The organism is Streptomyces sp. TLI_185 (genome assembly GCF_003814765.1).
Taxonomy (GTDB): Bacteria; Actinomycetota; Actinomycetes; order Streptomycetales; family Streptomycetaceae; genus Streptomyces.
Map to the genome: position 1 here is coordinate 8,331,636 of NZ_RKRB01000001.1, position 19,671 is coordinate 8,351,306.

A 19,671-nucleotide genomic window follows, 5' to 3' on the forward strand; every position below is an offset into this window, starting at 1 on the left:
GTGCGGCTCCGGCTTCACCGCGTGCACCAAGTCCGGGCCTGCACCGTCGAGAACCGCACGAAGACCGGCGTCTGCACGGAGGGGGCCTGCAGAAAGGCCGCACGCGTGAACTCCGCGCAGGACTCGTACGGTTCGAAGTAGCCATACGAGTCCTGCGCCTCGGGCGTGCACCACCCGCTCGGGGATGCGTTCGTGGTCGAAGTGGGTCAGCTTCTCCCGGAAGTGGCCCCTTTTAATTGGTGGTCGGCGGGGGAGCGCATCAGCCGGCCCCCTCTGCGAACACATGCAGGAAGGCGTCGCAGAACGCCTTCAGGTCGTCCGGCTTGCGGCTGGTGACCAGCTTGCCCGTGCCGTTGTCGTCGATCTTCACCTGTTCGTCGACCCAGGTGCCGCCCGCGTTGCGGATGTCGGTCTTCAGGCTGGGCCAGGACGTCAGCTCACGGCCCCGTACGACGTCCGCCTCGACCAGCGTCCACGGGGCGTGGCAGATCGCGGCGACGGGCCGGCCCTGGTCGAAGAAGTCCCGTACGAACGCGACGGCCTTCTCGTCCATGCGCAGGAAGTCGGGGTTGGCCACACCGCCCGGCAGGACCAGTGCGCCGAAGGACGCCGCCGAGGTCTCGCCCACCACCTCGTCCACGGGGAAGGTGTCCGCCTTGTCGAGGTGGTCGAAGGCCTGGATCCGGCCGGACTTGGTCGACACCAGCACGGGTTCGTGGCCCGCGTCCTTCGCCGCCTGCCACGGATCGGTGAGCTCGATCTGCTCGACGCCCTCGGGTGCGGTCAGGAATGCGATACGCATGATGGTTCAACGTCCTTTCCCAGCACGCCAGTTGGCCTCGTCGGTCGTGGCGCGCTTCTTGTTGCGGCGACCCGCGCGAACACAGCGCACGAGCTCCTCGCCGTACGGCAGCACCACACAGGTGCCGATCGCAGCGGCGATGCCCGCGAGATAGCCGCGGGACAGCGGGCGGCGGCGTGGCACCAGACGCCAGGCGTCGGCGCGGCCACCTCCTCCGCGCAGCAGTGCCTTGACCTGGTCGGCGTGCAGACACATCAGCGCGGACAGTGCCCCGTACGGCAGCGACTCCAGGAAGCTGTGGATGTGCTGCTCCAGCGGGGTGACCTCGCGGTCGCTCTTCACCGCCGTACGCACGTCCCACAGCGCGGTCGCCTCATGCACCGCGGCGCCCCCCAACTGCACCGTCAGGAGTAGTGGGTTGACCTCGTAGCGCAAGGTCAGCGCGATGGGGATGCCGACCTCCGCCATCATCAGCGAGTGGATCAACGACTCCTTGGTGCCCGCCGTGTCCTCGATGCGGCTGCGCCGGTGCATCACCCAGTCGGCGAGGCCCGGCACGAACCAGCCGGGCAGCAGCCCGTACAGCAGATAGCGGGTGGTCACGTCACCGACGTCGACCTTGACCCCGGCGGCGCTGATCTCGGCGGCCTGGTCCCGGCTCACAGGCTGCCCCGGCCGTCCGGCACGGCAAGGCTGATCTCGGCGAGCGCCGAGTCGGGGTCCTGCACCGTGGCCAGATCACCGAGGCTCACCATCCCGACCGGCAGCCCGTCCTCCACGACCGGCAGCCGGCGTACGGCGTGCGCGCGCATGAGCGCCACGGCGGCCGAGACGGGATCGTCCGGGCCGACCAGCACCGGATCCGGGGTGCACACGGACTGTGCGCTCACCGTCAGCGGATCGGCGCCGTCCGCCACCGCCCGCACCGTGATGTCACGGTCGGTGAGCACCCCCACGACCTGCTGCCCGTCGGCCACCAGCACATCGCCGATGCCCTGTGCCCGCATCAGCTGCGCCGCCTCGACGAGTGACGCGTCCGGGCGGACGGCGACCACGCCCGGCGTCATGACCTCCCTGACGAAATCCGCGCTCACTGCCATCACTGTGGGTCCTTCCTCCGTTCCCGGCCCGTGGCCGTCGTCGGGGTGACGCCGCCCGCAGTACCCCTGGGCCCGGGGCCTATGCGTCACGGCGGCCCCTCGTCCTCCGGCAGGCCGCAGGATCCGGCCGGTGTCTACGCCCGTCGCTCCCGTCCGGTCCCCGCGAGGGCCTCCGCCAGCTCCTGGACGGTGGCGTAGCGCGCCGAGCGCGGCAGTCGCTCCACGGGGTCGATCAGGGCGTCGGGCGCGTAGGCCCGGCGCAGCGCGTGGACGAGCTCGCGGGGGCTTGCGGGGAACACGTGGCGGTTCAGGTGCCGGGCCAGTTCCGTGCGGACCGCGGCCAGGGACGCGCGGGAACGTCCGGGTGCGATCGGACCGCCCGCGACCTCCGGGTCGTCGTCGGCGGTGGGCTCCGGGTCGTGCCATTCCTCGGTCCGAGTGGGGTGCCCGGACCGGAGCAGACCCTGCAGTTCGTGCTTCATCTCTTCGTCACGGTGGACGCTCAGCCGGTCACTGCCTCGCTGCATGACTCACTCCAGATCCTCAGGGTGGGCACCGCGTACCCGAAGACCGGAGGCCGACACAGGGTTTGCGCCCCGAAAGCCGGGAACCCGTCAAACGCCCTCCACGCACATCCTCGGGGAGGAAACGGCCATGGCACTGCTCGCCGTGATCATCCCGCTTCTCATGCTCGGCATGGTGCTTGCACTGGGCCGTTACGAGGAGCTTCTGCTGCCCATGAAGAAGGCCGACCCGAGCGATGACGCCCCGGTCGGCCCACTCGGCGCGACAGTGCCACTCCCGGTCCTGCGGGTCCCGCGACGCCCGGTGCGAGTGGTTGCTTCAGGAACGAGTGCGGTCAGGCCCGCGCGGCGGGGGCGCCGCCGCCACCCTGCCCCGCGCTCTCCTCGCTGACCCTCAGCCCCGCCGCACGGTCGCCTTCAACAGGGCCTCCAACTGCCGCAGCGGCTCCGCGCCCGCGATCCGCAGGACGACCGTGTCCGCGCCGGCCGCCGCAAGCTCGCCGATCCGTTCGGCAGCCTGCGAGGCGGGACCCGCGACGGTGAACACCTCCTCCTGCGGGCGGCCGAGCCAGGCGGCGTGCCCCTCGATGTACGGGCGCAGGGCGCGGGCCACCTCGTCGGCGTCGTCACCGACGGAGGCGAAGGCGAGGACCGTCAGGGTGTGGTCGGGTGCGGCGCCGCCCTTGGCGGTCAGCGCACGGGCGTTCTCCAGGTCCGCGGGGCCGTGCCCCTCGGTGATCACGGTGCCGTCCGCGACCCGGCCGGACAGTTCGAGCGAACGGGGCCGTACGACGCCCGTGACCACCGGCGGCACCTCAGCCGGCGGATGCACCAACCCGACGTCCTCCAGGCGGACTTCACGTCCGGCGAGCTCCACCCGCTGCCCGCGCAGCAGGGCACGCACCGAGGTGACCGTCTCCTCCAGCAGGGCGAGCGGCGAGCGCGGCGCGACGCCCACCTGGGCCATCCACTCTCGCACCCCGTGCCCGATCCCGGCCACCAGCCGCCCCGGGAACACCCGTGCCAGCGTGGCCAGTTCCATCGCCAGCAGCGCCGGGCTGCGCAGCGGGGCAGGCGTGATGCCGATGCCCACCCGGATGCGTTCCGTCGCTCCCAGGGCCACGGCCGCCGCCGACACGCCGCCGTTCCACCCGAGGTCCTCGACCACCCACAGGTCGTCCACCCCGAGCGCCTCGGCCCGCCGCGCGAACCCGGGCAGCTCTTCCGGCGCCCAGTCGCGGTCGTACATCACGCCGATCCGTATGTTCGTCATGCCCGGAACCTATGTGCCGGTGGCATGCCGATCAACGGCGTTCCAGCTACCGAGTCCGATGGGGTCTACTGCTTCTCCCGCCCCGGCAGGAACTCCTGCACCTTCGCCTTCAGCCCCTGCTTGATCATGGAGCCGCGGTCCGCGTCGCCCTTCAGGATCGAGGCGGCCGTCGCCTCCATCTGCTCCCAGGTGGCGTGCGGCGGGATCGGCGGGACCGCCGGGTCGGTCAGGAACTCGATCACCGCGGGGCCGTCCGCCTCCAGACCGGCCCGCCACCCCGCCTCGACGTCCTCCGGCTTCTCGACCCGGATGCCGGTCAGACCCAGCGAACGGGCGAACGCGGCGTACTGCACGTCCGGGATCTCCTGCGAGGGCAGGAAGGACGGAGCACCTTCCATGGCCCGCATCTCCCACGTCACCTGGTTGAGGTCGTGGTTGTTGAACACGGCCACGACCAGCCGCGGGTCCTCCCACAGATCCCGGTACTTGGCGGCCGTGATCAGCTCCGCCATGCCGTTCATCTGCATCGCACCGTCCCCGACGAGCGCGATCGCGGGCCGGTCCGGGTGCGCGAACTTCGCGCCGATCGCGTACGGCACCCCGCAGCCCATCGTCGCGAGCGTGCCGGACAGGGAGGAGCGCATGCCCGGCTTCATGGTCAGGTGGCGTGCGTACCAGTTGGCCGCCGAGCCGGAGTCGGAGCTGACCATCGCGTCGGCCGGCAGCAACGGATCCAGCACATGGGCGACGTACTCCGGGTTGATCGGGTCGGCCGACAACTCCGCCCGCCGCCCCATCACCTCACGCCAGCGCGTCACGTTCGCACACACCTGGTCGTGCCACTCGCGTCCGCGGTCCGCACTCAGCAGCGGGATCAGGGCCTCCAGGGTCGCCTTCGCGTCGCCGACGAGATTCACCTCGTACGGATAACGCATGCCGACCATGTGCGGATCGATGTCGATCTGCACCCCGCGCGCCTTGCCGAAGTCCGGCATGAACTGCGTGTACGGGAAGGAGGAACCGATGGTCAGCAGGGTGTCGCAGTCCCTCATCAGCTCGTACGAAGGGCGCGTGCCCAGCAGGCCGATCGAGCCGGTCACGTAAGGGAGTTCGTCGCTGAGGACGTCCTTGCCGAGCAGCGCCTTGGCCACGCCGGCCTTCAGCAGTTCGGCGATCTGCTCGACCTCGGCGCGTGCCCCTGCGGCGCCCTGGCCGACCAGGATCGCCACTTTGTCACCGGAGTTGAGGATCTCGGCCGCCCGCTGGATGGACTCCTCGGACGGGATCGCCGTCCAGGTGGAGCGGTCCAGGCTGGAGGGCACCATCTTGAACTCGTGCGTGGGCGGGGAGTAGTCGAGCTCCTGGACGTCCCCGGGGATGATGATCGCGGTGGGGGCGTGGCGTGCGTACGCGGTGCGGATCGCCCGGTCGATGACGTTCGGCAGCTGCTCGGGGACCGTCACCGTCTCGATGAAGTCCGAGGCGACGTCCTTGAACAGGGTGTGCAGGTCGACCTCCTGCTGGTACGAGCCGCCCATCGCCGTGCGGTGCGTCTGGCCGACGATCGCCAGCACCGGCACATGGTCGAGCTTGGCGTCGTAGAGGCCGTTGAGCAGGTGGATCGCGCCGGGGCCCGAGGTCGCCGCGCACACTCCGAGACGGCCGCTGAACTTGGCGTAGCCGACCGCCTCGAACGCGGACATCTCCTCGTGCCGGGACTGGACGAAACGAGGCTTGTTCTCGGCCCGGCCCCAGGCGGCCAGCAGACCGTTGATGCCGTCTCCTGGGTAGCCGAAGACATGGTCCACACCCCACTCGCGCAGTCGCTGCAGGACGTGGTCGGAGACCTTGGTGCTCATGTGTCGACCTCCCGGGCCTTGACGTGATCGGGCAGCTGTCGTCTGCGGGCCGAGTCACCCGGTGGGCCCCCGGAAAACATGCGGGGGTGTTTGCGGCTCAGGGCCCGGGGCAGGCGCAGTTCCAGTGCTTCGGACAGGAGGCACGTCCGTGGGAACGGCCCCTGAGCCGCCCAGGCCGCGCCTGTCTCGAGCGCGCGGCCGCACTCCCACGGTGACCGTCCACCCCAGAGCACCTTCAAGGGAGTTGCGACGCACCATGCCCACCAAAGTGAGCGCGAAGCACCACCCGCACGACGACGCCCCCGACACCGCCGACGCCTTCCGCAAACTCGCCAAGCTCCCCGCGGGCCAGCAGCGCGACACGCTGCGCGAGCAGGTCGTCGAGGCCTGGCTGCCGATGGCGGAACGCCTCGCGGGACGCTTCCGCAGCCGCGGCGAGAGCTTCGAGGATCTGCGGCAGGTGGCCGCCCTCGGTCTGGTCAAGGCCGTCGACCGGTACAACCCCGACCTCGGCAACGCGTTCGAGAGCTATGCCGTGCCCACCATCACCGGTGAGATCAAACGGCACTTCCGCGACCACATGTGGACCCTGCACGTACCGCGCCGGGTGCAGGACCTGCGCAACCGCGTCCGGTTCGCCAGCCAGGACCTCTCCCAGACCATCCCGGGCCGCAGGCCCACCGTCGCGGAGATCGCCGAGCACGCCAACATGAGCGAGGAGGACGTCCTGGTCGGACTGGAGGCGCTGGAGAGCTTCACCGCGCTCTCGCTCGACGCCGAACTGCCCGGCAGCGAGGACGGCTACTCGCTGAGCGACGCCCTCGGCTCGCCCGACCCCGCGCTGGACACGGTCGTGGACCGCGAGTCCGTCAAGCCCCGGCTGGCCGCGCTGCCCGAGCGGGAGCGGGCCATCCTGTACATGCGGTTCTTCGGCGACATGACGCAGAGCCGGATCGCCGAGCAGCTCGGCATCTCCCAGATGCATGTGTCACGACTGATCAGCCGGTGCTGCACTCGGATGCGGGACCAGATCATGCGCGAGGCCGCATAGCCAGTGCCAGATGGCGGGACATCAGGTCCATCGCCTGCGCCTCCGCCATCGAGAACGCCAGCCGGGGCCCGCACCGGAACAACGTGAGCACGCCCCGCACGGCGTCCCCGTCCTTCAGCGGCACGCACAGCAGTGAAGTGACGTCTGCTGCTACGAGGACGGGGGCGCCCGTCGCGGTCCGGCCGAGGGCGTCCGGGTCCGGCGGACGGATCTGCAGCGCCGGGGACCCCGTCCGGGCCGTCTCGACGACCAGGGGGCAGTCGGCCGGATCCTGCCCTTCGAGCGCGGTCGCGTCCCCGTCCGGCGGGGCCAGCACGGTCGTACGCGCCAGGCCGTCCGCCCCCGCGTCGGCGATCACCCAGTCGGCGAACCTGCCGTGCAGGACCCGCGCCGCCGCCTCCAGGGCGCTCTGGCGGTCCGTGGTCAGCAGGACCGTGGTCATCGCGTCCAGGAGGTCCATCACGGCCGCGTGCCGGGTGGTCTCGGCGAGGTCCGGGAGCTGCCGTGCCGGCGGGTCCACCGGCGTGGCGGGGCCGCTGGTTCCGCCGGGCTGGAGGACGACAAGGACCGTTGTGCGGGGCTCGCTGCTCGGGCGTACGGCCGCCAGCGTGGCGTGCACCGGGACGGACGGCTGCTGCTGGAGGCGGACGGTGAGACTGCGGTCGCCCTCGCCGCGGGCCACCGCCGCGGCCTGCGAACGGAACGCGGCCCGGTCGGCGTGTGCGAGGAAACCGGTCAGCGGGCGGCCCGTCGCATAACCGGCGCGCACACCGGTGAAGGCGGTCGCCGCGCCGTTCAGCCGCCGCACCACCGTCTCCTTGTCGACCAACGCGACCGGGAGCGGGAGGCGCTGGAACACGGTGCGCAGCAGCTGCTGCTCCTGACGGTCCGCCGAGGCGCGGGTGCGGGCCGGGCCTGCTTCCGTCAGCCGCTCGTACCGGGGCCACAACTGGCCGACCACATGGTCGAGTTCGAAGATCGCCGCGTCCAGCACCGTGGGCAGGTCCCCACCCGACACCGATCTCGCCGTCTTCAACTCCGCGACGCGGCGCACAAAATCCGCGAGGTCTTCCCCGAACTCGTCCGTCTGCGTCATGCGACGAACGTAGCGCGACTCCCGTTCGAGACCACCGTTTTCGGACCGGGCGAGCGGGAAGGTGCGCGGGTGAGAGGAGGAGTGCACCATGCAGGACACCGGGCATCACACCGGCCGTTGGGGCGCGGAGGAGACCGAGCCCGCTCTCCCGGGGCGGCGGTTGTCGGAACTGGTCGAGGAGGCCGTGCGCTGCACCGTCGAGTGCTGCGGAGCGAGCGGACTGGTGGCCGAGGGCGGCAGCGAACGGCCCGCGGCCGTCACCCATCCCGACCTCGCCCCGCTCGTCGCCGTGCAACTGCGCTCCGGGGACGGACCCATCCCGGCCGCCCTGGAACGCGGGGAGCCCGCCCGTTGCTCCGACCTGCTGCGCGAGGACCGCTGGCCCGAGTACCGCGCCCTCGCGCTCGACTCCGGGGTGCGCTCCAGCGTCACACTGCCCTTCCGGCGCTCCGGCCTGGCGGTGACGCTCAGCCTCTACAGCTTCCGGCCCGGCGCCCTGGAGGACGCCCCGCACGGGCCGGCCCGGGCGCTCGGCGACTTCGCCATGACGTGCCTTATCCGCGACCGTTCCTACCGCGCCGCGCTCACCGAACTCGACCAGCTCGGCACCGCACTGCGCTCCCGTCCCCTCGTCGACCAGGCCTGCGGCATCGTCATGCACGTGCTCGGCTGCGACGCGGACGCCGCCTTCGGGGTGCTGCGCCGCATCTCGCAGGGCAGCAACCGCAAGCTGTCCGACGTGGCGGCGGGGGTGGTCGAACGGCGGGGGAGGGGGCTGGAGAGGGACCTGGCCGCGCTTCTGAACTGAGGTCCCGCGAACCGGGGTCCTGACACCTGGGCGAGACGCGGGCTGTGTCACCCGCTCGGCCGCCCTTGTAGCGCGAATGGGGCTCGGCCGCGCGCGCCTGGCCGCCGGGCGGGCTGTGATGGGCTATGGGGCACGACTCCGTGCTCCTGAGAAGTCACCCGTCGAAGGAGCCCTCCCCATGCCCCGCACCGCCCGTGTCCTGTCCGTCGCCGCCCTGGCCGGTGCCACCCTCGGCTTCGCCTCGGCCGCCTACGCGGACTCGGCCGCGGAGGCCGGCCCGAGCAGTTCCTCCCCGGGCGGCAGCGTCACCGTCTCGGTCGCCTGCGAAGCCACCGGCGGAGCGCCGCCGGCCACCGTCGACGCCGTCTCACAGGCCAACGCCCGGCGCGGGAACTCCGCGACCGCCGACGGCACCTGCGCGACGGCGCCCGGCGGCAAGGACAAGGCGTGGAGCACCGCTTCCCGCGTGAACCGCGGCGACGGCAGCGAGGGTGCCGGGCGTGGTGACGTCGGGGGTGACGGGGGTCTGGCCGGCGACGACGGTGGTGGCGGGCGTGGCGACGGCGGGGGCGGTGCCGGCGGACTTGGTGACGACGGCGGCGGTGGCGGCGGAAGTGGAGACGCCGGCGGCGGTGGCGGCGCCGATCTCGGCGGCGGCGGTGTCGGCGACGGTGGCGGCCATGACCAAGGCCGGCCCTGCACCGATCCGGACGCCGACTTCTGCGGCGGCGCGGGGATGCAGAACGGAACGGAGCACGGCATGCAGAACGGCAGGCAGCACGGGGTGGAGGCCGGTGCGGGCGGCACCTTCTCCGACTCCGTGCCCGCCCTCGTCGCCGGCGGCCTCCTGATCGCCGTCGCCCTGGGCGCCGCCGCCTACCGGCTGTGGCCCAAGGACTCAGCCTGGGACCACTGACCCGCGGGTCGACCGGCGAAACCCGTGCGCACTCCGATGCCGCAGCGGCACCCTGGGTACTCGGAGCACAGCGACGGACACGGCACAGGGACTGCGCGGAGGCACGCATGCGGCGGACGGACCCGGAAGGCCACGGACCCGTCCGCTACGGGCCGCCGCTGCCGGAGGACGGGCTGCCCGTGCCGCCCGAACTCACCGCCGTGCTCGCCGCGGCCGCCGCACGGGCCGACGGGGAGCCGATCGGCGGCGGACCCGAGCTGATCGAGGCCGCGTGCGGCTACTGGGAGCGACGCGGTCTGTCCGCCCCACCCGACCGCGTGGCCGCCGGCCCCGGCGCCCCCGCCCTGCTGCTCGCGCTGACCGCCGCGCTCGGCGGTGACGTCCTGGTGCCGAGGCCCTGCGCGGCGTGGTGGGCGCCGTACGCACGCCTGTTGGGCAGACCCGTCTTCCATGTGGCGACGCCGGCCGAGTGCGGTGGCGTCCCGGATCCGTACGCCCTCCTGGAGACCGTGCGCAGGGTGCGCACCGAGGGCGGTGATCCGCGGCTGCTCGTGCTGTCCGTCGCAGACGACCCGACGGCCACCGTCGCCCCGCCCGAGTTCCTGCACGAGTGCGTAGAGGCCGCCGTAGGGGAGGGACTGCACCTGGTCAGCGACGAGACCTGGCGCGACACCCTGCACGCACCGCACGCCACGGTGCTGCTCAGCCCCGCCGAGATGCTGCCCGGCCACGTCACCGTCGTCACCGACCTGGCGGGCGCGCTGCTGCCGCCCGGCTGGCCGGCCGCGATGGCCCGATTCCCGGCGGGCGACACGGGTCGTGACCTCCACGCGCGCGTGCTCGACGTGCTCACCGCAATGGGCGCCCGTATCGCCGCCCCGGTCGCCGCCGCGGCCGCGTACGCGCTGGGGGAGCCGGAGCCGGTCACCGCGCGCGTGGCCGCCACCGTGCGCCTGCACGCGCGCGTGGCCGCCGCCGTGCACGCCGCGGTCGTCGCGGCGGGCTCCCTGTCCCGTCCCCCGCAGGCCGGCCGCCACCTCTACGCCGACCTCGGCCCGCTGCGCTCCGCGCTCTCGGCGCACGGCGTGGGCGACGCGCAGGAACTGGAGGACTTCCTCGCCGCCCGGCTCGGCATGCCCGCACCGGGCGGCCACCGCTTCGGCGACGAACTCGGCGCCCTGCGCGTCCGCCTGTCCACCGGCCCGCTGCTGGGCCGCACGGACGAGGAGCGCGCGGAATGTCTCACATCACCCACGCCGTTGGAACTGCCACACGTGCAACGCGCGTTGAGCCATGTGAAGTCGGTCTTCGACGATCTCCGCGACGACGCTCAGCGATGGGAGCCTCCTCGATGACGCAGCAGTCCGAGTCGACCACCACCACGAGTACGAGTACGGCCACCCGGGATGCCGACGAGACGGCGTCCAGGCCAGGGTTCGCGCCCGCCCTTCCGCCGCTCGCCGAACCCCGCCCGCTGGGCGAGCGCAGGGTGTGGCCGCGCACCTTCCACGACCGCCTGACCGCCCCGCTGCCCGGCCTGAAAGCCATGGCACGCTTCGCCCGTGAGGGCTCCATCCGCCCCGGACGCGAAGGCCTGGCCGACATCCCCCGGCTCCCCTTCGCACCCGCCCCGCTGCCCCGCGTCGACGCCCGCACCGTCGCCGTCTCCTGGGCGGGACACGCCAGTTGGATCGTCCGGATCGGCGGCCTGACCGTCCTGACCGACCCGGTCTGGTCCCGCCGCATCCTCGGAACCCCCGCCCGCATCACCCCGGTCGGAATCCCCTGGGAGTCCCTGCCGCCCGTCGACGCGGTCGTCATCAGCCACAACCACTACGACCACCTGGACGCCCCCACCCTGCGCCGGCTCCCGCGCACCACCCCGGTGTTCGTCCCGGCCGGCCTCGCCCGCTGGTTCCACCGCCGCCGCTTCACCGCCGTCACCGAACTGGACTGGTGGGAGGCGGCCGAACTGAACGGCGTCCGCTTCGACTTCGTCCCAGCCCACCACTGGTCCAAGCGCACCCTCACCGATGCCTGCCACTCCCTGTGGGGCGGCTGGGTACTGACGGCCCCCGACGGCCAACGCGTCTATTTCGCGGGCGACACGGGATACGGCCACTGGTTCTCCCGGATCGGCGAGCGCTACCCGGACATCGACCTCGCCCTCCTCCCCATCGGCGCCTACGACCCCCGCTGGTGGCTCAGCGACGTCCACTGCGACCCGGAGGAGGCGGTACGGGCAGCCCAGGACCTGGGCGCGCGAAGGATGGCCCCGATGCACTGGGGCACGTTCGTGCTGTCGGCGGAGCCGGTCCTGGAACCACTTACACGGGTTCGAACGGCCTGGGAGAAGGCGGGCCTGGCCCGCGAGGACCTGTGGGACCTCCCAGTCGGAGCCTCCCGGGTCCTGTAACCGCCTGTTTTTAGGGGCGCGGGGCTGTATCGATTTGCGGCTCCGCCGCGTGGGCGCGAGAAACCACGACGCACCCGCGCCCCGCAACGCACCCTCACCCGGCAGATCGAACCCGTCTCCACAAACTCGGCACGACACTGATGACCACGGTCAACGCAACCGCAGCCACCACGCCTTCCCAAGGCTCCGGGAACAGGGAACCACCCAGAATCCCAATCACTTGATACGTCGCAGCCCAAGCCAGGCACGCCGGCAAGTTGCCCCGAGCAAACCGCCGCAACGGCCACTCGGCCATGAGACAAGCCAACATCACCGGAATCCGCCCGGCCGGCACCAGCCGGGACAACACCAGCACGGCAACCCCGTGCTCGGCCAGCTTCCCCTGCGCCTGCGCAAGCCGCTCCTCCGCCGCCCGCGCCCGAATCGCCTCCAGCCACCGCGACCCGTTCTTCGACCTCATCCCGCGCCGCCCCAGCCAGTACAGCGCTGCATCCCCGAGAAACGCTGCCAGTGACGCGGTCACGAACACCAGGGCCAACGCGAACGGCGCGGTCTGATGAAAGGCCACCACGGCCGCCGAACTCACCAGCGCCCCCGTGGGAATCACCGGCACCAGCGCCCCGAACAGCACCAGCAGAAACAGCGACGGATAGCCGATCGCCCGCTGGGTCGACTCGGGAGGCACGATCGCCGCCGTAGCGGCAAGCCACGTCACCGCGCGACCTCCAGGCGCACGCTCTCCCCGTGCCCGAGCCGGTGCACCGCGACATCCGGCGCGTGCTCGGCCGCGAGGCGCACGAACTCGTCGCCGGGCGCGTGGAATTCATGGGGGCGCACGGCGTCCATCCCGATCGGCCAGTACGTGCCGTAGTGCACCGGCACCGCACTGCGCGGCGCCAGCCGGGCCAGTGCCTGGGCCGCCCGCCCCGCATCCAGATGTCCGGTGCCGAGGTACGGCCCCCAGCCGCCCACCGGCAGCAGCGCCACGTCGACCGGCCCGACCTCCTGCGCCATCGCGTCGAACAGTCCGGTGTCCCCGGCGAAGTACGTGCGCGCCTCGCCCTCGATGACGTACCCCAGAGCGGGCGAGCGGTGCGGTCCGAGCGGCAGCCGCCGCCCGTCGTGCCATGCGGAGACGGCCCGCACGACCACGTCACCGACCGTCACCCGGTCCCCGGGCGCCACCTCGCGCACCGTGAGATGGGTGAGCCGGCGCAGCCCCGGCACGGCCCGGGGTGCGCCCCGCGGCACCAGCAGACGCGTGCCCTCGGCGAGCCGCTCCAGAGACGGAACATGCAGGTGGTCGGCGTGCAGATGCGACACCAGCGCCACGTCCGCGCGCCAGGCGCCGGGCGGCGGCAGTGCCCCGCGACGGCGGCGGAGATGGGCGAGACGGCGCGCGAAAAGAGGGTCGGTGAGCAGCCGTACGCCCGAGTCCGCGACCGTACAGGTCGCGTGACCCCACCAGGTGATCTCCACCGGCACCTCTTTGCCTCCTTCGCGCGACTCCCCGAAGCCTACGGGCAGGAGTAGGGTCGGCGCCGAAACCCGGAGGTGAGGGGGACGCCATGGGACCGGTGAGGGTCACGGCGATCGCGAGTCTGACGCCGCTGCAGGAGCTGGACGCCGATCCCTTCCTGGTGGACTCCCGCAGCCAGCACGCGATGTGCGCCCGCTGGGCCGCCGAGCGGGGCTACATCGTCAGCCGGGAACTCCTGGTGCGGGGAGTGCGGGCCGACCACTGTGTGCTGTGGGACGGCGTCCGGCCGGGGATCGACCTGTTCGTGGCGCCCAGCCGCCGGGTGCTGGAGAGCGCGCTGTCGTCCGTCGAGGAGTTCACCGCGGAGTGCGCACGGCGCGGGGTGCGGGTGGAGACGGTCGGGTTCGAGGAGCCCTGCTACGACGCCCAGATGAAGGCCCGGGTGCACCGGCGGCTGTCGATGCCGACGGCCGGATACGACGGGCGCTGAGCGCTCCGCGGGTTGTGCGGCTTTCGTCTGCGGCATCGTGTGGCTGGTCGCGCCCCGCGGCGGAGCCGCATATCGATGCAGCCCCGCGCCCCTTTGGGGCGCTGCCGAACCGCACCTGATCGCCGGACCGCCCGTTGCCGGAACCCGTTGTCGGACCACTGTGACAGTCTGAAGTACAGGCCCGCACCGACGACGGGCCAGGACGTGAGGTGGGCTGGGCGTGCGTGGCGGGCGTTGGCGGCGGGTCGCCAGTCAGACGGGGCGGAGCGTCGCGGTGTGGGCGGTCTCCACCGTCACCATGCTCGTGCTCGCGGGGATCCTGCCGGACTTTCGCCTCCAGTCCGCCGACGGCGAGAGCGCCACCCACATCGCCGTCACCGCCGCGTTCGGCGCCGGGGCCTTCGGTGTGCTGTCCGCCCTGGTCTGGCCGCTGCTCGTACGGCTGTTGCTGCTCGTGCCGGCGCTGGTGCTGGGACTGCTCGTGTTCGTCCTGAACGGGTCCCTGCTGCTGGTGGCGCTGCGGCTCAACCCGTCCAGCAGCGCCGAGGCGGCTCCGGAGACGGCCGTGGTGGTGGCCGCCGTGATGTCCGCCGTGGCCTCCGCGACCGGCGCCGCCCTGGCCGTGCGCGACGACGACGCGTACCGGCGGCGCCTCTACCGCCTCGCCGACCGCCGCCGCAGACGTCTGCCGCCCGGCCCGTCCGCCCCGGGCACCGTCTTCCTGCAACTCGACGGCGTCGGCCACGACGTACTGCTGGCCGCGGTCGATAAGGGCGTGATGCCCACCGTCGCCCAGTGGCTGGGGTCGACCCACCGGCTCACCCCCTGGCGCACCGACTGGTCCAGCCAGACCGGCGCCAGCCAGCTCGGCATCCTGCACGGCAGCAACCACGACGTCCCGGCGTTCCGCTGGTACGAGAAGGACACCCGCGAGGTCATGGTCTGCAACCGGCCGACCAGCGCCGCCGAACTCCAGCGCCGGGCCGTCGAGCACACCGGCGACGGCGGCCTCCTCACCGCCGACGGCGCGAGCCGCGGCAACCTCTTCAGCGGCGGCGCCGACGAGCAGGCCCTGGTGCTGTCCATCGCCACCCGTCGCCGCGGCCGGGAGAACCGGTCCCGGGCCGGCTACTTCGCGTACTTCTCCGACCCGGCCAACGCCGTGCGCACCGCCCTGTCCTTCGTCGCCGAAGTCGGCCGCGAGACAGCCGAGTCCACCCGGGCCCGGATCAGACAGCAGCGCCCGCGCGTCGCACGCGGCGGCCTCTACCCCTTCGTCCGCGCCTTCGCGACCGTCGTCGAACGGGACGTCGTCGTCGCCGCGGTGATGGGCGACATGCTCGCCGGACGCACCGCCGTCTACGCCGACCTCGTGGCGTACGACGAAGTGGCGCACCACTCCGGGCCGACGAGCCGCGACGCGGAGAAGGTCCTCGAACGCCTCGACCGCGCACTCGCTCTGATCGCGAACGTCGCCGAGCACGCCCCGCGGCCGTACCGGATCGTCGTCCTGTCCGACCACGGCCAGAGCCCCGGCGAGACCTTCCGCGCCCGCTACGGCCTGGGCCTCGGCGATCTGGTGCGGGCCGGCTGCGGGCTGCCCGTGCCGCGCAGGGCGCAGCGCACGCACAGCGGGGCCGAGGCCCGCGCGGCCGTGCGCGCGGCGCTGCGCCGGCCCGTCGAGGAGGGCGAGGAGCAGCATCGTCCCTCCCGCCGCTCGGAGCCGCTCGTGCTGGCCTCCGGCAACCTCGGCCTGGTCTCCTTCCCGGACGTCCCGCACCGGATGAGCAAGGAGGAGATCGACGCCCGCCATCCCGCGCTGCTGACCACCCTCGCCAACCATCCCGGCGTCGGCTTCCTGCTCGTCCGCAGCGAGGAGCACGGCGGGGTCGTGATGGGCGCGTACGGCGCCGAGATCCCGCTCGACCAACTCGAGGACAAACCAGGCCCGTTGGAGGTCTTCGGGCCCGGCGCCGCCGACGCCGTGCGCCGCACCCACTCCTTCCCGCACACCGCCGACATCATGGTCAACTCCTTCCACGACCCGGCCGACGGCGAGGTCCTCGCCTTCGAGGAACAGATCGGCTCGCACGGGGGCCTCGGCGGCGCGCAGGCAAGACCTTTCCTGCTGTCGCCGGTCGTCTTCTCCGAGCCGGTGCAGGCAGGGCGGGAACTGGTCGGCGCCGAGGAGGTGCACCGGGTGCTGCGGCGGTGGCTGCGCGAGACGGACGGTCCTCAGGTACCGGTCACCGACGAGGGCGAGCAGGAGCGGGCCGCCTAGCGCGGGCGCCGACGAAAACCATGTGACGGCCGTAACCATGAATTGAGAACCTCGATGGCGAGCAACCACGTCCGCGAGAGCGGCGCCGGTTCAGGCGCAAAGAGAGGAGCCCGCTCTTGCAGGCTGCCGTATCCGTCACTCCCGCCCGCATCCCCGAGCTGCTGCTGGGCCTGGCCACCGTCCGGCCGGTCTTCATCTGGGGCGCCCCCGGCATCGGAAAGTCCTCCCTGGTGAGGGCGTTCGCCGAGTCGCTGGGTCTGGAGTGCGTGAGCCTGCTCGGCACCCAGCTCGCCCCGGAGGACCTGATCGGCGTCCCGCAGATCCGTGAGGGGCGGTCCGTGTTCTGCCCGCCGGAGGCGATCGCCCGTGACGAGCCGTACTGCCTGTTCCTGGACGAGCTGAACGCGGCCACGCCCGATGTGCAGAAGGCGTTCTACTCCCTGATCCTCGACCGCCGGATCGGCAACTACGAGCTGCCGAAGGGCTCGATCGTCATCGGTGCCGGCAACCGCGCCACGGACAACGCGCTCGCCCGCCCCATCGCCTCCGCCCTCGTCAACCGCCTCACCCACGTCCATCTGGAGGCGTCCGCCAAGGACTGGCTGACCTGGGCCGCGGACAACGGCATCCACCCCTGGATCCTCGACCACCTCACCGACCGGCCCGACCACCTGTGGTCCAAGCCGCCGAAGACCGAGGAGCCCTTCTCCACACCCCGCTCCTGGCACATGCTCTCCGACGCGCTGCACTCCTTCGGTCAGGGCCTCGACGAGGAGACGCTGAAGGTCCTCGCACACGGCACGCTCACGCCGAGGCACGCGACGGCGTTCTGCGGCTACGTCAAGATCGTGCGCAGCCAGTTCGGCATCGAGGCCGTCATCAAGGGCGACGCCCGCTGGCCGGGCCGGCCGGAGGACCGCGACCTGCTCTACTACCTCGCCGACTCCTTCCGCGGCCGCCTGATCAAGGAGCTGCCGGCCAGCAAGGAGCACATGTCGGCGAACGGCCGGCAGACCGCGTACCGCGCCAAGTCGCTGCTCGTGCAGCTCGCCGAGATCTCCGTCGAGGTCGCGCAGACCGTCATCGCCTCCGACGCCGACGGCAACCCCGTCCTGCCCTCCTGGTTCCTCATCGAGGCGGCGCGTGACATGCCGCGGCTGGTGGAAGCGCGGCGATGAGCAGCCGTACCCGGGGCAAGGGACAGAAGAAGCGGGACCCGGCGGCCGAGGCGTTCGCCGAGGGGCTGCGGCTGGTGAAGGCCAACCCGGCGCTCGCGGCCGTGAACTTCGACGTCTGCCGCCAGGAGGAGTGCAGGTTCGCGCCCCGCGACGGGCTCGTGGTCGTCGACTCCGACGCCGACCTGCACGTCCACCCCAGCCGGCTCGCCGAACCGGCCGCCTGGGCCTGGGCGCTCGCGCACGCCGTCCTGCACCTGGGCTTCGGACACGTCCCGGCGGCCAAGGGCGAGCGCACCCGGCCCGACCGGTTCGACCTCGCCGCACGCTGCGTCGTCGTCAACCGATTCCTGCTGAACTTCACCATCGGCGAGACCCCCGAGGCGCTCCCCGCCTCCTACCCCGACGGCGACGAGGAGCAGCTCGCCGCGCGCTGGCGGCGGGACGGTCTCCCGCCCGCGTACGAGCACTGCGGCACCGCGGGCCACGAGCCCGACCAGCAGCTCCTGCCGTGGGTGGGCTGGTCCCAACCCCCGGACCACCAGCTGGCCTTCGCCACCGCCCTGACCCGGACCGTGTCGGCGGCGATGGACATGGCGGGCGGCCGCCGCGACTCCCTCGACGGGGAAGTGGTCCCGCCACGCCCCTGGGAGAAGGCCCTGAGCTGGTTCATCTCCTCCTACCCGCTGCTCGGCGGCATCGCGGCCGGCATCACCCTCGTCGCCGACGCCGAACTCGCCCGCGCGCACGGCATCTCCGTGGCCGCGGTGAACCCGGAGGCAGCCGAGATCTACATCAACCCGCTGCGCCGGTTCGACGACGAGGAATGGCGGTTCATCCTCGCCCACGAGATGCTGCACGCCGCCCTGCGCCACGGCGACCGCTGCGGCACCCGCGACCCGTACCTGTTCAACATCGCCTGCGACTACGTCATCAACGGCTGGCTCTGCGAGATGCAGGTCGGCACGATGCCCGAAGGGCTGCTGTACGACCCGGAGCTGAAGGACCTGTCCGCCGAGGAGGTCTACGACCGCATCGCCGGCGACCTGCGCCGGATGCGGCGCCTGGCCACGCTGCGCGGCAAGGGCGTCGGCGACATCCTCGGCGGTCCGCTCGGCAGCCCGCGCGACTACGTCGACCTCGACGAGTTCTACCGCCGTGGCCTGAGCCAGGGCCTGGACCTGCACCAGCAGCAGGAGCGCGGCTTCCTCCCCGGCGGCCTGGTCGAGGAGATCCGCGCGCTCAGCCACCCGCCCCTGCCCTGGGACGCCCGACTCGCCCGCTGGTTCGACGAGTTCGTACCCAGCCCACAGCCCGTGCGGTCGTACGCCCGCCCCTCCCGCCGTCAGTCCTCCATCCCCGACATCCCCCGTGCGGGCCGCTACTTCCCGCCTGAGGAGACAGCCCGCTGCACCTTCGGAGTGGTCCTCGACACCTCCGGCTCCATGGACCGCACCCTGCTCGGCAAGGCCCTCGGAGCCATCGCCTCCTACGCCGAGGCCCGCGAGGTGCCGGCCGCTCGCGTCGTCTTCTGCGACGCGGCCCCGCACGACGCCGGCTACGTGCCGGTCACCGAGATCGCCGACCGGGTACGGGTCCACGGCCGCGGCGGTACGGTCCTGCAGCCCGGGATCGACCTCCTGCACCGCGCGGACGACTTCCCGCCCGGCGCGCCCGTCCTCGTCATTACGGACGGCTGGTGCGACGTGCTGCGGGTGCGGCGCGACCACGCGTATCTGATCCCTCAGGGGGCGCGCCTGCCGTTCTCCGCGCGTGGCCCGGTGTTCCGGGTGCAGTGAGCCGGAATGTGATCGGATGGTGTCCTACAGGAACAGGCAGAATTCGAAGGGATTCATCGTGGCAACCACGCGCTCCGCACACACCGTCTGGGAAGGCAACCTGCTCGAGGGCAACGGTGTCGTCTCCTTCGACTCCTCCGGTGCCATCGCCGAGCAGCCGGTCACCTGGGCCTCGCGCTCCCAGGACGCGAACGGCAGGACCAGCCCCGAGGAGCTGATCGCCGCCGCCCACTCCAGCTGCTTCTCCATGGCGCTGTCGCACGCCCTGGCCGGCGCCGGCACCCCGCCCACCAAGCTCATCACCTCGGCCGACGTGAACTTCCAGCCGGGCGAGGGCATCACGGGCATCCACCTGACCGTCGAGGGCACGGTCCCCGGCATCGACAACGACGCCTTCGTCGCCGCCGCCGAGGACGCCAAGAAGAACTGCCCGGTCAGCCAGGCCCTCACCGGCACGACGATCACCCTGTCGGCGAAGCTTGCCTGACGCCCCCGTGCGTCCTTGACGTCGTCCGGTGCCGCGCTCCCCGAGACAGGGGGCGCGGCACCGTCGTTTCCGGGTACGTCGTTTCCGGGTACCCGGAGTACGCGGCATTGACAA

The 19,671-nt window shown here is 72.3% G+C and carries 20 protein-coding genes and 1 pseudogene; 11 read left to right on the forward strand and 10 right to left on the reverse strand.

Going from position 1 to position 19,671, the window contains the following annotated elements:
- Positions 1 to 41: 41 nt before the first annotated feature.
- From EDD92_RS52530 to EDD92_RS38375, 5 genes and pseudogenes are all read right to left on the reverse strand, one after another.
- A pseudogene (locus EDD92_RS52530) lies at positions 42 to 222 on the reverse strand (catalase); the annotation flags it as partial.
- A gap of 37 nt (positions 223 to 259) precedes the next feature.
- Positions 260 to 802 (reverse strand): type 1 glutamine amidotransferase domain-containing protein, encoded by a 543-nt coding sequence (locus EDD92_RS38360; RefSeq protein ID WP_123968538.1) that lies wholly within the window; start codon positions 800 to 802, stop codon positions 260 to 262.
- A gap of 6 nt (positions 803 to 808) precedes the next feature.
- Positions 809 to 1,465, reverse strand: coding sequence for a diguanylate cyclase (locus tag EDD92_RS38365; protein ID WP_123968539.1), 657 nt, complete (start codon positions 1,463 to 1,465; stop codon positions 809 to 811).
- Positions 1,462 to 1,896 carry a CBS domain-containing protein gene (locus EDD92_RS38370; protein ID WP_260327053.1) on the reverse strand — a complete coding sequence of 145 codons (435 nt, stop codon included), beginning with the start codon at positions 1,894 to 1,896 and terminating at the stop codon, positions 1,462 to 1,464. The genes EDD92_RS38365 and EDD92_RS38370 overlap by 4 nt, the downstream gene beginning before the upstream one ends.
- Before the next feature lie 140 nt (positions 1,897 to 2,036).
- The gene (locus EDD92_RS38375) at positions 2,037 to 2,429 is read right to left on the reverse strand and encodes a DUF2795 domain-containing protein (protein WP_123968541.1); all 393 of its coding nucleotides are present in this window, start codon (positions 2,427 to 2,429) and stop codon (positions 2,037 to 2,039) included.
- A gap of 127 nt (positions 2,430 to 2,556) precedes the next feature.
- Here EDD92_RS38375 and EDD92_RS38380 point away from each other — a divergent pair, with 127 nt between their 5' ends.
- Positions 2,557 to 2,817 carry a hypothetical protein gene (locus EDD92_RS38380; RefSeq protein WP_123968542.1) on the forward strand — a complete coding sequence of 87 codons (261 nt, stop codon included), beginning with the start codon at positions 2,557 to 2,559 and terminating at the stop codon, positions 2,815 to 2,817.
- A 3-nt stretch (positions 2,818 to 2,820) separates the two neighbouring features.
- Here the strand turns inward: EDD92_RS38380 and EDD92_RS38385 are convergent, their stop codons facing one another.
- Together EDD92_RS38385 and EDD92_RS38390 are read right to left on the reverse strand one after the other, a co-directional pair.
- Positions 2,821 to 3,699, reverse strand: a complete 879-nt coding sequence (locus EDD92_RS38385) for an LLM class flavin-dependent oxidoreductase (RefSeq protein WP_123968543.1) — start codon at positions 3,697 to 3,699, stop codon at positions 2,821 to 2,823.
- Between the two features lie 65 nt (positions 3,700 to 3,764).
- Complete coding sequence (locus EDD92_RS38390) at positions 3,765 to 5,558, reverse strand: thiamine pyrophosphate-requiring protein (protein WP_123968544.1); 1,794 nt, start codon at positions 5,556 to 5,558, stop codon at positions 3,765 to 3,767.
- Positions 5,559 to 5,814: 256 nt separating this feature from the next.
- Here EDD92_RS38390 and EDD92_RS38395 point away from each other — a divergent pair, with 256 nt between their 5' ends.
- Positions 5,815 to 6,609 (forward strand): RNA polymerase sigma factor SigF, encoded by a 795-nt coding sequence (locus EDD92_RS38395; RefSeq protein WP_123968545.1) that lies wholly within the window; start codon positions 5,815 to 5,817, stop codon positions 6,607 to 6,609.
- Here the strand turns inward: EDD92_RS38395 and EDD92_RS38400 are convergent.
- Positions 6,590 to 7,705 carry a PAS domain-containing protein gene (locus tag EDD92_RS38400; protein ID WP_123968546.1) on the reverse strand — a complete coding sequence of 372 codons (1,116 nt, stop codon included), beginning with the start codon at positions 7,703 to 7,705 and terminating at the stop codon, positions 6,590 to 6,592. The genes EDD92_RS38395 and EDD92_RS38400 overlap by 20 nt on opposite strands.
- Before the next feature lie 88 nt (positions 7,706 to 7,793).
- On the opposite strand from EDD92_RS38400, the gene EDD92_RS38405 reads away from it, so the two are divergent.
- The 4 genes from EDD92_RS38405 (at position 7,794) to EDD92_RS38420 (ending at position 11,845) form a co-directional block, all read left to right on the forward strand.
- Entirely contained in the window at positions 7,794 to 8,513 is a 720-nt protein-coding gene (locus EDD92_RS38405; RefSeq protein ID WP_123968547.1) for an ANTAR domain-containing response regulator, read from the forward strand.
- 178 nt (positions 8,514 to 8,691) lie between these two features.
- Entirely contained in the window at positions 8,692 to 9,429 is a 738-nt protein-coding gene (locus tag EDD92_RS38410; protein WP_123968548.1) for a hypothetical protein, read from the forward strand.
- 107 nt (positions 9,430 to 9,536) lie between these two features.
- A complete protein-coding gene (locus EDD92_RS38415) occupies positions 9,537 to 10,784 on the forward strand; it encodes an aminotransferase class I/II-fold pyridoxal phosphate-dependent enzyme (protein ID WP_123968549.1) in 1,248 nt (415 codons plus the stop codon).
- A complete protein-coding gene (locus EDD92_RS38420) occupies positions 10,781 to 11,845 on the forward strand; it encodes an MBL fold metallo-hydrolase (protein ID WP_123968550.1) in 1,065 nt (354 codons plus the stop codon). The genes EDD92_RS38415 and EDD92_RS38420 overlap by 4 nt, the downstream gene beginning before the upstream one ends.
- Before the next feature lie 94 nt (positions 11,846 to 11,939).
- On the opposite strand, the gene EDD92_RS38425 is transcribed toward EDD92_RS38420, so the two are convergent.
- On the reverse strand, positions 11,940 to 12,560 hold the full coding sequence (locus EDD92_RS38425; RefSeq protein WP_123968551.1) for a DedA family protein: 621 nt from the start codon (positions 12,558 to 12,560) through the stop codon (positions 11,940 to 11,942).
- Positions 12,557 to 13,330 (reverse strand): MBL fold metallo-hydrolase, encoded by a 774-nt coding sequence (locus EDD92_RS38430; protein WP_185124259.1) that lies wholly within the window; start codon positions 13,328 to 13,330, stop codon positions 12,557 to 12,559. The genes EDD92_RS38425 and EDD92_RS38430 overlap by 4 nt, the downstream gene beginning before the upstream one ends.
- An 83-nt stretch (positions 13,331 to 13,413) precedes the next feature.
- On the opposite strand from EDD92_RS38430, the gene EDD92_RS38435 reads away from it, so the two are divergent.
- The 5 genes from EDD92_RS38435 (at position 13,414) to EDD92_RS38455 (ending at position 19,557) form a co-directional block, all read left to right on the forward strand.
- Entirely contained in the window at positions 13,414 to 13,815 is a 402-nt protein-coding gene (locus tag EDD92_RS38435; RefSeq protein ID WP_123968552.1) for a hypothetical protein, read from the forward strand.
- Between the two features lie 274 nt (positions 13,816 to 14,089).
- The gene (locus EDD92_RS38440; RefSeq protein ID WP_260327368.1) at positions 14,090 to 16,096 is read left to right on the forward strand and encodes an alkaline phosphatase family protein; all 2,007 of its coding nucleotides are present in this window, start codon (positions 14,090 to 14,092) and stop codon (positions 16,094 to 16,096) included.
- Positions 16,097 to 16,212: 116 nt separating this feature from the next.
- Positions 16,213 to 17,274, forward strand: a complete 1,062-nt coding sequence (locus EDD92_RS38445; protein WP_123968554.1) for an ATP-binding protein — start codon at positions 16,213 to 16,215, stop codon at positions 17,272 to 17,274.
- A complete protein-coding gene (locus tag EDD92_RS38450; RefSeq protein WP_123968555.1) occupies positions 17,271 to 19,070 on the forward strand; it encodes a DUF2201 family putative metallopeptidase in 1,800 nt (599 codons plus the stop codon). The genes EDD92_RS38445 and EDD92_RS38450 overlap by 4 nt, the downstream gene beginning before the upstream one ends.
- A 58-nt stretch (positions 19,071 to 19,128) precedes the next feature.
- On the forward strand, positions 19,129 to 19,557 hold the full coding sequence (locus tag EDD92_RS38455; RefSeq protein ID WP_030936774.1) for an OsmC family protein: 429 nt from the start codon (positions 19,129 to 19,131) through the stop codon (positions 19,555 to 19,557).
- Positions 19,558 to 19,671: the final 114 nt, after the last annotated feature.